Source organism: Streptomyces sp. NPDC043952, from assembly GCF_056435325.1.
Genome location: NZ_JBWKES010000064.1, coordinates 1 through 14,173, shown reverse-complemented (window position 1 = coordinate 14,173; position 14,173 = coordinate 1). Strand labels below are relative to the sequence as shown.

Genomic DNA, 14,173 nt, shown 5'->3' with positions numbered 1-14,173 from the left:
TTCCCAGGGCTTCGGCCGAGCCACCCCACACCCCCAGATCACCAGTCCCGCAGTGATCCAATCACCCCGAAGATCATTTCGTTAGGAGTTCTAAGACCCCGGCCGACGGCCGCGGTCAGGCCCCCGGCCCCTGCCTGCCGGTGTCCCGCCGCGAGGGGCACCGGCACCGCGCTTTACCGCACCCTCACCGCGGCGGGGTTTCCGTGGCAGGGTGGAGCGGGCAAGCCTCAGGGGGCCAACAGAAGAGGGGGAAGTCCGTGACCGTCGTCTGGATCAACGGCGCGTTCGGTGCGGGAAAGACCACGACCGCACGGGAGCTGATCGAACTGATCCCGCACAGCACGATCTTCGACCCCGAGATCATCGGCGGGTCGCTCACGCACCTGCTGCCGCCCAAGCACCTCGCCGAGGCCGGCGACTTCCAGGACCTGCCGATCTGGCGCAGACTCGTGGTCGACACCGCGGCCGCCATGCTCGCCGAGCTGGGCGGCACCCTCGTCGTGCCGATGACCCTGCTGCGCCAGGAGTACCGCGACGAGATCTTCGGCGGCCTCGCCGCCCGCCGGATTCCCGTACGACACGTGGTCCTCGCCCCGGCCGAAACGATCCTGCGCGCGCGAATAGCCGGGCGCGAGGTGCCGCCCGACCTGCCCGACGGGGAGATACGGGTGCGGCAGTGGTCGTACGACCACATCGAGCCGTACCACGCCGCCCTCGCCTCCTGGCTCACCGCCGACGCCCATCTGATCGACACCAGCGCGCTGACCCCGTACGAGACCGCCGTGCGGATCGCGGAGTCGGTCGGCAGCGGCGACTTCGCCCCCTGCGACATCGTGCAGACCCCCGAGCCCACCGCCGAGACCCTCGCCGCCGGGGTGCTCCTCTTCGACGAGCAGGACCGGGTGCTGCTCGTGGACCCCACCTACAAGCCCGGCTGGGAGTTCCCCGGCGGTGTGGTGGAACGGGGCGAGGCGCCGGCCCGCGCGGGGATGCGCGAGGTCGCCGAGGAGACCGGGATACGGCTGAGCGAGGTGCCCCGGCTGCTGGTGGTGGACTGGGAGCGGCCCGTGCCGCCCGGCTACGGCGGGCTCCGGCTGCTCTTCGACGGCGGCCGGCTCCCCTCCGGCGAGGCTGCCCGAGTGGTGCTTCCGGGGCCGGAGTTGCGCGGCTGGCGGTTCGCCACCGAGCAGGAGGCCGCCGGGATGCTGCCCCCGGTCCGCTACGAGCGCCTGCGCTGGGCCCTGCGCGCCCGCGAGCGCGGCACCGCGCTGTATCTGGAGGCCGGCGTGCCGCTCGGCTGACGTCACCCCGCGGCCGCCCTGCGCAGTTCGGCGGCGGCGCCGCGCAGCACCGGGTCGCCATGGCCGAAGCACGCCACCTCGGCGCCGAGGTCCGCCAACTGCCGTACGGATGCGAGGAGCCGGGCCCTGTCGAGGTTGAACACGCCCGGAATCAGCGTGGGTTCGGCGGGCGCCGCCGTCACCGGGTCGCCGGGGGACAGCACGCCCTCGGGGGGCAGCGACGCCACGGTGTCTCCGGTGAACAGCACGCCTTCGGCGGGCAGGAAGAGTGCGATACTGCCGTCCGTGTGACCGGGCACGTGCACCACGTGCGCGCCGCCGCCGAAGCCGAGCACCTGGCCGCCGGTCACGTCCGTGACGGACGGCGGCGGCAGCGGGGTGCCCGCGGGCAGTCGCCGGGCGACGTCCGCCCGGATCGGCAGCTCCCACTCGGCGAGCCGTGGCGCGGGACCGGGAGCCTCACCCCTGACGAACGGCGCGTCGAGCCGATGGGCGAGCACCTCCGCCCCGCTCAGCACGGCGAACTCGCCCGCTCCGCCCGCGTGGTCCTCGTGGAAGTGGGTCAGTACGACGCGCTGCACATCCTCGGGCGCGTGCCCCAGCGCCCTGATCGCCCCGGCGATCACCGGCCCCGACCCGATCGTCCCCGCGTCGATCAGCGTCAACTCCTCGCCGTCCCGCCAGAGATACGCCTGACCGACCGGGAAGCGCAGCAGGTGCAGCCGGGGGAGGAGTTCGATCACGTCCATGCCCCGACCGTAGGCCGGGCCGGGACCGGGCGCGAGAGCGCTCCGCCCACGGCGGAACCCCTCCGCCCAGAGCGGAAACGGCCCGGCGGACAGCTGCTCCCGGAGCAGTTCCGCAAGGTGCCGCCCGCCTGTACCCGGCAGGCCGGGCAAGGCGGAGGGCGAAGGGGGCGGCCCGCGCTCAGGGCCGCCCCGGCATGACCCGAACGAAAGACCCTAGCCCGCGTAATTCCGCAGGAACAGTGCCTCCGCCACCGACAGCCGCTCCAGTTCCTCCGGCGACACGCTCTCGTTCAGCGCGTGGATCTGGGCCTCCGGCTCGCTGAGGCCGATCAGCAGGATCTCCGCGTCCGGGTAGAGGCCGGCGAGGGTGTTGCACAGCGGGATGGAGCCGCCCTGGCCGGCGTACTGCATGGTCTCGCCCGGATAGGCGATCGCCATCGCGTCGGCCATCGCCTGGTAGGCCGGGCTGGAGACGTCGGCGCGGAACGGCTGGCCCTGGCCGACCTGCTCCACGGTGACCCGCGCGCCCCACGGGGTGTGCGTCTCGATGTGGGTCTGGAGCAGCTTGCTCGCCTCCGCCGCGTCCACGCCCGGCGGCACCCGCAGGCTGACCAGCGCGCGGGCACTGGCGTGCACCGAGGGGGTGGCGCCGACGACCGGCGGGCAGTCGATGCCGAGCACGGTGACCGCCGGACGCGCCCACAGGCGGTCGGCGACCGAGCCGGAGCCCATCAGCCCCACGCCGTCCAGCACCTTGGCGTCCGAGCGGAACTGCTCCTCGGTGTACTCCAGGCCGTCCCACACGGCCGACGCGTCCAGACCGTCCACCGTCGTGGAGCCGTCCTGCGCGCGCAGCGAGTCCAGCACCCGGATCAGCGCGGCCAGCGCGTCCGGCGCGGCGCCGCCGAACTGGCCCGAGTGCAGATTGCCCGCAAGGGTCTCGACACCCACCCGGACCAGCGTCATGCCGCGCAGGATCGTGGTCACCGTCGGCAGGCCCACCCGGAAGTTGCCCGCGTCGCCGATGACGATGGTGTCCGCGGTCAGCAGCTCCGGGTGCTGCTCGGCGTACCGCTCCAGGCCGCCCGTGCCCTGCTCCTCGGAGCCCTCCACGATGATCTTGACGTTGACCGGGACGCCGCCGTTCGCCTTCAGCGCGCGCAGCGCGAGCAGGTGCATGATCACACCGCCCTTGCAGTCCGCGCTGCCCCGGCCGTACCAGCGCCCGTCGCGCTCGGTCAGCTCGAACGGCGGAGTCGTCCAGCCGGCCTCGTCCAGCGGCGGCTGCACGTCGTAGTGGGCGTACAGGAGAACCGTTTTGGCGCCCTGCGGGCCCGGCAGGAAGCCGTACACCGACTGGGTGCCGTCGGGGGTGTCGAGCAGGGCGACGTCGGTGAATCCCTCGGCGCGCAGTGCGTCGGCGATCCAGTTCGCGGCGGCCTCGCTCTCACTCTTCGGGAACTGCGCGAAGTCCGCCACGGACCGGAAGGCGACGAGCTCGGCGAGCTCCGCCTTGGCCCTCGGCATCAGAGAGGCGACGGTCTCGGCGACCGGATTCGACGACATGGGCACGCTCCTCGTAGGTGCGACGTTGTCCTGCTGGGTGGATCGATCCTCCCACAGCGGCGCACGCGGCTCGCGGCCGTAGGATGCGTGATACATCGGTTACCCCCTGCTCGCGGGATGTCGCGGGTGCGGGAGCGGCAGCGGCTTGATCGGAGCAGTAGACCATCGTGAGCGGCGAGAACTCTTCGGCGGACGACGTGCAGCGAGTGTGGGACGTCGTCGTGGTGGGCGCGGGACCCGCGGGGGCCTCGGCCGCCTACGCGGCGGCGGTCGCGGGGCGCCGCGTCCTGTTGCTGGAGAAGGCCGAGTTGCCCCGGTACAAAACCTGCGGCGGCGGCATCATCGGGCCCTCGCGCGACTCCCTGCCGCCGGGCTTCGAGCTGCCCCTGCGGGACCGGGTGCACGCGGTCACCTTCTCCCACAACGGGCGTTTCACCCGCACCCGCCGTTCCCGGCAGATGCTGTTCGGGCTGATCAACCGGCCCGAGTTCGACCAGCAGCTGGTCGAGCACGCCCAGAAGGCGGGCGCGGAGCTGCGTACGGGCGTGACCGTGCAGCGCGTCGAGCAGCACGGCTCGGCGGTCCCCGACCGGCGCACGGTCGCCGTCGTCCTCCAGGGCGGCGAGACGGTGCTGGCCCGCGCGGTCGTCGGCGCCGACGGCAGCGCCAGCCGGATAGGCGCCCATGTGGGCGTGAAGATGGCCCAGGTGGACCTCGGCCTGGAGGCGGAGATCCCGGTCCCGGAGCCGGTCGCCGAGGACTGGAAGGGCCGGGTGCTCATCGACTGGGGCCCGCTTCCCGGCAGTTACGGCTGGGTGTTCCCCAAGGGCGACACGCTGACGGTCGGGGTGATCTCCGCCCGCGGCGAGGGCGCGGCGACCAAGCGCTACCTGGAGGACTTCATCGCCCGCCTCGGCCTCGCCGGTTTCGAACCGGCCGTCTCCTCCGGGCACTTGACCCGCTGCCGGGCCGACGACTCGCCGCTCTCCCGCGGCCGGGTCCTGGTCTGCGGCGACGCCGCCGGGCTCCTGGAGCCCTGGACCCGCGAGGGCATCTCCTTCGCGCTGCGCTCGGGCCGGCTGGCCGGCGAATGGGCGGTGCGCATAGCGGAGGCGCACGACGCCGTCGACGCCCGCCGTCAGGCCCTGAACTACGCCTTCGCGGTCAAGGCGGGGCTCGGCGTCGAGATGAGCGTCGGCCGACGCCTGCTCGCGGCGTTCGAGCGCCGCCCCGGCCTCTTCCACGCCGCCCTCACCGGCTTCCGTCCCGCCTGGAACGCGTTCCGCAACATCACTCGGGGCGCCACCACCCTCGGTGAGCTGGTCCGCTCCCACCCGCTGGCCCAGCGCGCCCTGACCATGCTCGATCCGGGCCCGGCGCGGGCCGCCGACGCCGCGGAGCCCGCCACGGCGCAGGAGGAGCCCGTCACTTCGTGACGGTGATCCGGAAGACGGGGTGGTCGCCGGCGCACGCGATGATCTCCTCGTCCGAGGAGGCGGCGGTCACCCCCGCGAAGTACTGGTTCACCTCCCAGCCCCACTTCTCCAGGTAGGTCCGCAGGACGGGGAGCTTCTCGGCGTCGGGGAGCTCCACCGCGGTGAAGGCGCGCACCTTGCGCCCGACGCGCAGCTCACCGCCGTGCGCGGCACGCATGTTGCGCACCCACTGCGAGTGGCCGCGCGCCGAGACCAGGTACTGCGCGCCCTCGTAGGTGTGCGGGTTGACCGGGATGCGCTGCATCGCGCCGCTCTTGCGGCCCTGCACGGACAGCTCGGCGGTGCCCGCGAGGCTGAGCCCGTGCCGGGCGAGCCACCCGATCACGCTGTTCAGACGCACGTTCAGCGGGCTGCCCTTGAGGTAGTACGGCGAGGACGACGACATGGTGGACCCCCACGGTTCGGGAGAGCAGTGCTCTCGGTTGACATCAGCATGGGGGAGATCGGTGCTCCGGCGCAAGAGCGCTGCTCTTTTTTGTGTGCAGTGCTCTCGCGCGTGGCAGAATGACGGGCATGAGCACCGCACAGGGCGCCCGCGCACGGGCCAGGAACGAGGTAACCGCGGCCATCAAGGAAGAGGCCCGCAGACGGCTCGCGGCCGAGGGCGCGGCCAAGCTCTCCCTGCGGGCCGTCGCCCGCGAACTGGGCATGGTCTCCTCCGCCCTCTACCGCTACTTCCCCAGCCGCGACGACCTGTTGACGGCTCTGATCATCGACGCGTACGACGCCGTGGGCGCGGCCGCGGAGCAGGCGCGGGATGCCGCCGGTGCCGCCGCGCCCGTGGCCCGCTTCACCGCGGTGTGCGAGGCGGTACGGGCCTGGGCGCTCGCCCATCCGCACGAGTACGCGCTGATCTACGGCTCACCCGTGCCCGGCTACGCCGCCCCCGAGACCACCATCCCGGCCGCCGCCCGCGCGGCCATGGTCCTCATCGGCATCTTCCGCGACGCCGCGCAGAACCCCGGCCTGGCGCTGGCCGAACTCCCGCTGCCCGCCGAACTGCGCCCGGAGCTGCAGCGGTTGACCGCGGAGATCGCCCCCGACCTGCCCCCTGAGGTGACCGCCGCCATGGTCGCCGCCTGGGCGCAGCTGTTCGGACTGGTGAGCTTCGAGCTGTTCGGCCAGTTCAACAACGTGATCGAGGACCGGGAGCGGTTCTTCCGGCACGCGGTGACGGGGCTCGCGCACGGGGCCGGGCTGCGCTGACCGCCCGGAGCGCCCGGCTCCGGCTTTCTTTACCCGCCCATGGGACTGCTACGGTGCGTCGATGACGTCGACGACGGACGAGCGGGCACTCGTGGCGCAGTGGCGGGGCATCCTGGCCCTGCATGCCCGTACCCAGTGCGAACTGGACCGGACCCTGGGCGCCCACGGCCTGTGCGCCAGCGACTTCGAGGTCCTGGACCTGCTGGCCGAGCGCCGGGGGTCGCACGGCTGCGCCTACCGCGTCCAGGAGATCTCCGAGCGCGTCCACCTCACCCAGAGCGCGCTCTCCCGGCTCATCGGCCGCCTGGAGAAGGAGGGCCTGGTCGAGCGGGGCGCCTGTGCGGAGGACCGCCGGGGCGTCCGGGTCGCCCTCACCCCGAAGGGCCGGGCGCTGCACACCGAGGTGCGACCGGTGCAGCGCGCGGTGCTGGCCAGGATGCTGGGGGGCGAAGAAGGAGATTGACGGGACGTCAGGTCGCCGAGGTGCGCTGCCACAGGGCGGCGAGCGACCGGTCGCCGGAGACGTGCGGGACGGGCACGCGGTTCCACAGGGCCAGGCACAACTGGTCGGCCGCGCCGGATAGTTCGGCATCGGCCCTGCCGCCCGCCTGACGCGACGTCACCGGGGGTCGCTCCGCGCTGAGTTGTACGGTCCACACCGCGTCCTCGCCCGCGTCCGTCGCCCGTACCCGCAGCGTCCTCGGCTCCGCCGTCCGCACCCGGCTCCTGGACCGCGCGTGGAAGCCGCGCAGCAACTCGTCGATGCCGTCCGCCGCGAGGCCGGCGGCGATCGGGGCGGGCGCTCCGCCGCGGGCGGCCTCGGCGTCGTACCGGTGCACGGTCCTCTCGTGCGCCTGCCGCCGCGTCCAGAACGCCGGCGGCGAGAGCTCTGGCAGCGGGAGGAAGGTCCAGCACTCCAGGTCGGCGGGGGCGGCGGACAGGACCTCGACCAGCAGGCGGTGGCTGTCCCGGTACCAGGCCACCAACTCGGCGCCGGAGAGGTCCGGCGCCTCGCCGATCGGCCGGGGCGCGGTGTGCCCCCGGCGACGAAGCCCGCGGCCCACCGGTGGACCGCGCCGGTGCGCCGCAGCAGGTCCCGCACCCGCCACTTGGGGCAGGCCGGCACCTCGGCGCCGGTGCCGGCCCGCTCGGCGGCCGCGGCCAGCGACTGGCCCTCGCGGTCGAGGACATGGAGGAAGTCGGCGGTCTGCAGGCGACGAACCTGCCGGACCCGCCCGCGCGCCGCACCGGGGACTCACGCGGGCCGCACCGGGGTTTGCGTGCGCCAGGGGGACTCACGCGGGCCGCACCGGGGTTTGCGTGCGCCAGGGGGACTCACGCGGGCCGCACTGGGGTTTGCGTGCGCCAGGGGGACTCACGCGGGCCGCACTGGGGTTTGCGTGCGCCAGGGAGATTCACGCGGGCCGCACTGGGGATTCGCGTGCGCCAGGGAGATTCACGCGGGCCGCACTGGGGATTCAGTAGTCGCTGTTCATCGCGGCCCGCACCTCGGCGAGGGTGGCGTCGGCCACGGCGTTGGCCCGCTCGTTGCCCGCGCGCAGGATGCGCCGCAGTTCGCCGCGGTCGCGGGCGTACTCGGCGCGCCGGGCCCGGATCGGGGCCAGGTATTCGTTGACCGCCTCCGTCACGGTCTTCTTCAGCGCCGCCGCGCCCGCGGAGCCGATGCCGTCGGCCACCTCCTCGGGGGTGCGGCCCTGGCAGAGCGCGGCCAGCAGGAGCAGCGAGGAGACCTCGGGGCGGGTGGCCGGATCGTAGGTGATGTGCCGCTCGGAGTCGGTCTTCGCGCCCTTGAGCAGCCGCGCCGTCTCGTCGGCGGTGGCGGCCAGGGCGATGGAGTTGCCCCGGCTCTTGCTCATCTTGGTGCCGTCGGTGCCCAGCAGCAGCGGCACCTCGGACAGCAGCGCCTCGGGCCGGGGGAAGACCGGAGTGCCGTGCCCGTAGCGGTCGTTGAAGCGGCGGGCGATGGTCCGGGTGATCTCCAGGTGCGGCAGCTGGTCCTGGCCGACGGGGACCAGGTTGGCCTTGCAGAAGAGGATGTCGGCGGCCTGGTGCACGGGGTAGGTGAACATCAGCCCGCTGACGGCGGACTGGCGGGAGTGCGCGATCTCGTCCTTGACCGTGGGGTTGCGGTTCAGCTCGGCGACGGAGACCAGGCTGAGGAAGGGCAGCATCAGCTGGTTGAGGGCGGGGACGGCGCTGTGCGTGAAGATCGTGCTGCGCTCGGGGTCCACGCCGATGGCGAGGTAGTCGAGGACCAGCTCGTCGACGTAGGACTGGAGGTCGTCCGCGACATCGCGGTCGGTCAGCACCTGGTAGTCCGCGATGATCACGAACAGTTCCACGCCGAGGTTCTGGAGCCGGACGCGGTTGTGGAGGGTGCCGAAGTAGTGGCCGAGGTGCAGTCTTCCGGTGGGCCGGTCGCCGGTGAGGACGCGGAACTGCCCCGGATCCTCGGCGATCAGCTTCTCCAGCTCCGCGCTGCGGGCCCGCGCGGCGGAGGTGCCGAGCGCGTCGGAAACGTCGGCGGCGGACGGCGTCCCGGACGGCGCGGCCTGCGGGGTGGGGTTCATCTCGGTCTCCTGGTGTGGGTCGGGCGGGCCGTCGGGACGCCCCGCCCCTGCTTCCAGGGACACAGAAAAGGGGCCGTCCATCCGAACGGCCCGGTTCATGCCTGCGCGGCGGCCGCTCCTACGAGGAGCGCCACCAGCACGGACACGACGAAAGATGCATACGGCAATGATAGCGGGGCGGGGCGGCGAGCGGCCAGCGGATTGGACCGGCCCCGTTTCTGCCGGCCCCCTACGGCGGTGCCGGAAACCGTCAGCCGTTCAGGGCCCGGCGCGTCGCCACCCCGATCAGGGCGGCCACGGCGGCCAGCGCGGCCACGCTGGTGAGCGCGGTGGGCAGGGAGAACCAGTCGGCCATGAACCCGATCATGGGTGGGCCGAGGAGCATGCCGCCGTACCCGAGGGTGGAGGCGATCGCGACGCCGGACGCCCCGGCCAGCGCGCCCGCCCGCTCGATGGCGACCGGGAAGATGTTGGCGAGCCCGAGCCCGGTGATCGCGAAACCGGCCAGCGCCACCCAGACCGACGGCGCGAGCGAGCCGAGCAGCATGCCCGCCGCCGCGACCGAGCCGCCGGCGATCACCGTGCGGGCCCGGCCGAGGCGGCCCAGCAGGGCCGTACCCGAGAGCCGTCCCGCGGTCATGGCGAGCGCGAAGCAGGCGTACCCGGTTGCCGCCGTGCCCACGGACGCCGTGAGGTCCTGCTTGAGGTGCAGCGCACCCCAGTCGGCCATGGCGCCCTCGCCGTACGCGTCGCACAGCGCGACCAGCCCGAAGCCGACGACGAGCCAGCGCCCGGCGACGCGGGGTGCCCGGCCTTCGCCGGTCGCCGCGGGTCCCCGGTCGTCCGGGGGCGGTGCCGGGGGCTCGTGCCGCAGCAGGCTCCGCCCGGCGACGGCCGTCACGAGCAGCCCGATCACGGTGATCCCGAGCAGATGACGGGTGGGGGAGAGGAAACCGGCGACCAGCCCGCCGGCGCCCGCGCCGACCATCCCGCCGAGGCTGAACGCGGCATGGAAACTGGGCATGATCGGCCGTCGTACGGCGGCGACGAGATCGACGGCGGCGGCGTTAAAGGAGACGTTCACGCCCCCGTACGCCGCGCCGAAGAGCAGCAGGACGGTGCCGAGTGCGGGTGCGGAGTGGGTGAGCGGGGGCAGTGTGACGCTGAGGGAGAGAACGATCATCCAGGCCACGGTGACCGGGTGGCTGCCGTAGCGGCGGCACAGGCGTCCGGTGAGCATCATGGTCAGCACGGCCCCGGCGGACACGCCGAGCAACGCGAGCCCGAGGGCTCCGGCGGAGGCGTGGGTCTGGTGCTTGATGTCCGGGATGCGCACGACCCATCCCGAGAAGATGAACCCGTCCAGTGCGAAGAACGCGGTGATCGCCACCCGCAGCCCGACGAGGTCCCGGCCCGGCACGACGGTGTGCATTCGGGTTTTGTTTATGAGCGGCACAAAGTCAGCGTAGGGGGCGGCGGAGGGAGGGAGCAAGGGGGTTGTGGAGGGGGCCCTGGGCTCGGGGGCGATGAGGTCCGTCCCCTCGGGGGCATGGGGGCGGCGTCTGTGCTGAACTTGATCGCCGGGTATGGCGAGTTGGCGGATCTGTGACGCGGACGCGATCCTGGCCACCGCGCCCCCCGGCATAACAGGGACTACTTCCAGGCCGACGGTGACCGTCACCGACTCGGGGAAGGGTGACCGATGGAGGTTTCCAGCGTGTGGGAGGCCGTCGTCGGCGGCTTCTCCGTGACTGGGGCGCAGGGGGCGGCCGGCCCCAGCTGTCCGGCCGGGCCATGGGGGCCGCCGGGGCCGCCGGGACCGTCCGGGCCGCCTGGACCCGCCGGTCAGGGCGGGAAGGACGGCAAGGGCGGGCCTGACGGGCAGATCTGCCCCGACGGCTACCGTCTCCAGACCAGGGCCTCCGATCCGGACGCGCTGGTCTGCCGGAGGGACAGCACCCCCCAGCCGACCGACAGCGGCAGCACCACGCCCCAGGCCGGGCTCGACCCTCAACGCCGCCAGTACTGAACACCGAGCCCCCGCCGCGGGAACGCGGCGGGGGGCTTCTCGGCGTGTCTGGGTGAACAACGCGGAGGACCCCGCTCGTTCGTCTCGGGGTGACAAGCGAGCAGGGCCGGCTTGCGGATCTACTGTTCTGGCGTGCCAGGGCGGTAGAAGCGCTGTGTGGGTCGCCAGGGCTCGGGCATGGGTGGCAGCTTGCTGAAGACCGGCAGAGGAACGCGCTCGGCGCGGGCGTTCGCGTCCTTCCCGGTCTCGGCAGCCGCAGCGGTCTGGCCCTGGGCGACACCGGCGGGTGTCCACTGCCATCCGTTCCACTCCTGGATGACGCGCGGCGTGTCCGGGCCTACATGAGCGCCCCGCTCTGTCCGGTCGCCGAGCGGGGTGGCCCGCCGCTCCCCGCGCGCCGGACGGCGCAGTTCGCGGCGCTCCGCCCATTCCTTCAGGGGTTCGTCGTCCATCAGTCCCTCCTTCGTCGGCCGTCTTCAGTGTGCGGCGCAGCCGAGCGCCCAGCTACCGTGAGCCGGTCACAGCGTGGCCGTCCAGCCGCCCCGCGACAGCGTCGTCTCGCCGTCGGGGCTGATGGTGACCTGCGCCCCGTAGACGGGGAGTTCGCCGTGCTCCAGCCACCGCTGGCGGATTTCGTCCAGCAGGTCGTAGAGGCGGCGCGGGCCGCCCTGGTGGACGGTCGCGGTGTTCTCGCCCGGCGCGGTGCGGGCGCGGGCCCATGACCCGTCCGGGTGGAGCATCCACGTCAGGCGGCCCCCGTGGTCATCGGTGCCGGTGCGGTGCTCGATCCCCGGCGCCATCAGGGACAGCATCGACCACACTTCCCACGCCTGCATCACGTTCAGCACCGGGAACGGTGAGAGGGTCAACTCTCCCTCCTCTTCCGCGCTGGCGGCGAACAGCTCATCGAGCTGGGGAGGGTAGTCGGCGCCCTTCCGGGTGGCCATGAACGAGGCCCGGTCCCACTCGACCCGTCCGATCGCGCCGCCGTCGGGACTCTTGTCGGCCGTGACGATCAGTCCGGTGCCCGCGATCGTCGTCACCAGGCGCCCCCGCGGAGCCAGGCCGCGCAGCCACGAGGCGGGAATGCGGGGTACGGACACCATGGAGACGATCCGGTCGAAGACACCGGGCAGGTCGGCGGTGGCGTCCGCGGTGACGACGTGCGGGCGGTGGCCGATACGCTCCAGCCGTTCAGCCGCAGCCTCGGAGAGGTACGCATCGACGTCCAGTGTCGTCACCATCTCGTCGCCGAGCCGGTGGCAGGCCAGAGCGGCGCTGTACCCGGAACCGGTGGCCACGTCCAGCAGGTGCAGGCCCGGCGCAAGACGTCCGTGCTCCAGCATCGACACGACCAGGCTCGGCAGTGTCGATGACGAGGTGGGCAGCCCGGTCACCGTCTGCTCGGATGCGGCGTGGTCGGCGTGCACAGGCCCGATCTGCGTGACGAGCGTGGTGTCCGAGTAGGCAGCACCGGCCCATGCCTCCTCGTCGGCGGGACCGTCGGCCACCTGCCAGCCGCCCCCGCCGGGCGTGAACCACCGCTCCACCAGAAGGTGCCGGGGCGTAGCGCTGACCGGCTCCCACCAGTCCGAGCCCGGATACGTGACCTGGGCCGCGAGAGCAGCCGCGTACGGCTTCCAGTCCATCAGCTGACTCCTTACAACTCGTCGGCGATCGCCTCGGCGATCGGCAGGCCGGTCGCACCCTGGATCCAGTCCCACTGCCCGCACGGGTTGACCTCCAGGAACGTCCACCGTCCATCGGGCCCCACGACGAAGTCGGCAGCACCATAACGCAGTTGCAGCCGGTCCATCAGGGCGAGCATCCCCTTCGCCACCGCGTCGGGAACCGCGCTGGTCGTGTAGGTGAGTGAGCCGTAGTCGCTGCGCCAGTCCTCGTGCGCGGCGTCGCTTTCGGCGTGGATGGCCGCGGCGAACAGCTGCTTGCCGACAACGGTCAGCCGCACCTCATACGCCTTCTCCACCCACGCCTGGAAGAGGTGCGCGGTCACGCTGACACCGCGCAGGTCGAACAGGTCGGCTTCGGCCAGGCGCCGGGTGTAGACGGACTTGAGGCGGCCCTCCTCGATGAGCACGGGCGAGGACACGGGCTTGCACACGACTGGGCCGCCGATCTGGGCGGCGAACTGCTGCACGTCGGCCGGCCGGTTGGTGATCAGCGTGGCGGGAATCCGCAACCCGCACGCGTGGGCGGCAGCGAGCTGCACGGGCTTGTATTCGGCGCGCGCCATCGCCGTGGGATGGTTCACCCACCGGCAGTCCAGCGCGGACAGGACACCGCCGAGGCCGGCACGGGCCTGGGAGGCGGCGAATCTCTCCTCCGGGCCGGACATTCCCCTGGGGAATTGGAACGCCCCAGGGGCGCGGTAGTACACCGCGCCGACCTGGGACAGCTCCACCGTCCGGTACTCGGTGGCGAGTTCGCCCGTCCACGCCTGACCCTGGTCGATCCGGCCGGCCAGGGCGAGTCGCTGCGGGAAGTCGGAGGTGTCCATGCGGAACACCTCCACGCTGCGGCTCTCCAGCTCGATGACGACCCGGTCCGTGGGCCAGGCGTCGCGAGCTGCGACGATCAGCACGGGCGCGGGCATCAGTCCTTCGGCCCCTCGTCCAGCGGCGGCGGGTTCTTGACCGACCCGTCCGGCACCGTCGGGTTGTGGGTGTTGGCCATGCAGGTCAGCAGGCTCCCGTCGTAGGAGATGCTGACCTGCCGCCCCTGGTCGTACTCGTGCGCCGGGACGGGGATGGCCGCGGTGGAGTCCGGGGTACGGGCACCTCGCAGCGCCCACGGCCGGGTGTCGGGGCCGGACGGTGCCTCCTTGCTGTAGGGGGTCCTGCCTCCGGGCGGGGTGAGCGGAAACGCTTCGCGGTCAAGCGCTGTTGTCACGTGTTTCTCCTGTCATTGATGGCGCGGCGGGTGCCGAGCCCGATCGTGCTGGTTACCGCACCATCGCCCAGGGCGGCGTTGGTGCGGGGGCCCGGAGCGGGAAGGTACTTGCCGCGGGGGAACGGGAAGGTGGGCTCCCCGCGCCGGGAGTCGTGTCTGCCCGGTGGTCCGGGCCAGGTGGTGTCCGGCCGTTCGTCAGGCGGATCGCTGCTGCTGGCGCGCAGTGCGCTTACAGCAGCCGTGCGACGCCTTCGGGGAGGAACAGGTCGCGGGCCCTGTGCTCGGACCATCTGTCCGCGTGCTCGGGCAGCTTGGCGTACTTGGG

At 72.8% G+C, this 14,173-nt stretch carries 14 protein-coding genes and 1 pseudogene; 5 read left to right on the top strand and 10 right to left on the bottom strand.

The window, feature by feature from the left end:
- Positions 1–257: 257 nt before the first annotated feature.
- Positions 258–1,301, top strand: a complete 1,044-nt coding sequence (locus AC069R_RS33810; RefSeq protein WP_478770520.1) for an NUDIX hydrolase — start codon at positions 258–260, stop codon at positions 1,299–1,301.
- Between the two features lie 2 nt (positions 1,302–1,303).
- Here the strand turns inward: AC069R_RS33810 and AC069R_RS33805 are convergent, their stop codons facing one another.
- Positions 1,304–2,050 (bottom strand): MBL fold metallo-hydrolase, encoded by a 747-nt coding sequence (locus AC069R_RS33805; protein WP_478770519.1) that lies wholly within the window; start codon positions 2,048–2,050, stop codon positions 1,304–1,306.
- Between the two features lie 213 nt (positions 2,051–2,263).
- Complete coding sequence (locus AC069R_RS33800; RefSeq protein WP_478770518.1) at positions 2,264–3,616, bottom strand: M20/M25/M40 family metallo-hydrolase; 1,353 nt, start codon at positions 3,614–3,616, stop codon at positions 2,264–2,266.
- Between the two features lie 167 nt (positions 3,617–3,783).
- Here AC069R_RS33800 and AC069R_RS33795 point away from each other — a divergent pair, with 167 nt between their 5' ends.
- Positions 3,784–5,052, top strand: coding sequence for a geranylgeranyl reductase family protein (locus AC069R_RS33795; RefSeq protein ID WP_397987588.1), 1,269 nt, complete (start codon positions 3,784–3,786; stop codon positions 5,050–5,052).
- Here the strand turns inward: AC069R_RS33795 and AC069R_RS33790 are convergent.
- Entirely contained in the window at positions 5,042–5,497 is a 456-nt protein-coding gene (locus AC069R_RS33790) for a nitroreductase family deazaflavin-dependent oxidoreductase (RefSeq protein ID WP_478770517.1), read from the bottom strand. The genes AC069R_RS33795 and AC069R_RS33790 overlap by 11 nt on opposite strands.
- A 128-nt stretch (positions 5,498–5,625) precedes the next feature.
- On the opposite strand from AC069R_RS33790, the gene AC069R_RS33785 reads away from it, so the two are divergent.
- Positions 5,626–6,318, top strand: coding sequence for a TetR/AcrR family transcriptional regulator (locus AC069R_RS33785; RefSeq protein ID WP_478770516.1), 693 nt, complete (start codon positions 5,626–5,628; stop codon positions 6,316–6,318).
- A 61-nt stretch (positions 6,319–6,379) separates the two neighbouring features.
- On the top strand, positions 6,380–6,781 hold the full coding sequence (locus AC069R_RS33780; protein ID WP_478770515.1) for a MarR family winged helix-turn-helix transcriptional regulator: 402 nt from the start codon (positions 6,380–6,382) through the stop codon (positions 6,779–6,781).
- A gap of 7 nt (positions 6,782–6,788) precedes the next feature.
- Here the strand turns inward: AC069R_RS33780 and AC069R_RS33775 are convergent.
- The 3 genes and pseudogenes from AC069R_RS33775 to AC069R_RS33765 form a co-directional block, all read right to left on the bottom strand.
- Positions 6,789–7,531: pseudogene (locus AC069R_RS33775) on the bottom strand (maleylpyruvate isomerase family mycothiol-dependent enzyme).
- Positions 7,532–7,796: 265 nt separating this feature from the next.
- Positions 7,797–8,909, bottom strand: a complete 1,113-nt coding sequence (gene trpS, locus AC069R_RS33770) for a tryptophan--tRNA ligase (RefSeq protein WP_478770514.1) — start codon at positions 8,907–8,909, stop codon at positions 7,797–7,799.
- A gap of 250 nt (positions 8,910–9,159) precedes the next feature.
- Positions 9,160–10,341, bottom strand: a complete 1,182-nt coding sequence (locus AC069R_RS33765) for an MFS transporter (RefSeq protein WP_478770513.1) — start codon at positions 10,339–10,341, stop codon at positions 9,160–9,162.
- A 270-nt stretch (positions 10,342–10,611) separates the two neighbouring features.
- On the opposite strand from AC069R_RS33765, the gene AC069R_RS33760 reads away from it, so the two are divergent.
- Complete coding sequence (locus AC069R_RS33760) at positions 10,612–10,938, top strand: hypothetical protein (protein ID WP_478770512.1); 327 nt, start codon at positions 10,612–10,614, stop codon at positions 10,936–10,938.
- Positions 10,939–11,057: 119 nt separating this feature from the next.
- Here AC069R_RS33760 and AC069R_RS33755 read toward each other — a convergent pair whose 3' ends face one another.
- The 4 genes from AC069R_RS33755 to tgmA form a co-directional block, all read right to left on the bottom strand.
- Positions 11,058–11,390 (bottom strand): DUF6087 family protein, encoded by a 333-nt coding sequence (locus AC069R_RS33755; RefSeq protein ID WP_478770511.1) that lies wholly within the window; start codon positions 11,388–11,390, stop codon positions 11,058–11,060.
- 66 nt (positions 11,391–11,456) lie between these two features.
- Complete coding sequence (locus AC069R_RS33750; protein ID WP_478770510.1) at positions 11,457–12,587, bottom strand: methyltransferase domain-containing protein; 1,131 nt, start codon at positions 12,585–12,587, stop codon at positions 11,457–11,459.
- 11 nt (positions 12,588–12,598) lie between these two features.
- The gene (gene tgmB / locus AC069R_RS33745; protein WP_478770509.1) at positions 12,599–13,552 is read right to left on the bottom strand and encodes an ATP-grasp ribosomal peptide maturase; all 954 of its coding nucleotides are present in this window, start codon (positions 13,550–13,552) and stop codon (positions 12,599–12,601) included.
- A complete protein-coding gene (gene tgmA / locus AC069R_RS33740) occupies positions 13,552–13,848 on the bottom strand; it encodes a putative ATP-grasp-modified RiPP (protein WP_478770508.1) in 297 nt (98 codons plus the stop codon). The genes tgmB and tgmA overlap by 1 nt, the downstream gene beginning before the upstream one ends.
- Positions 13,849–14,173 lie beyond the last annotated feature (325 nt).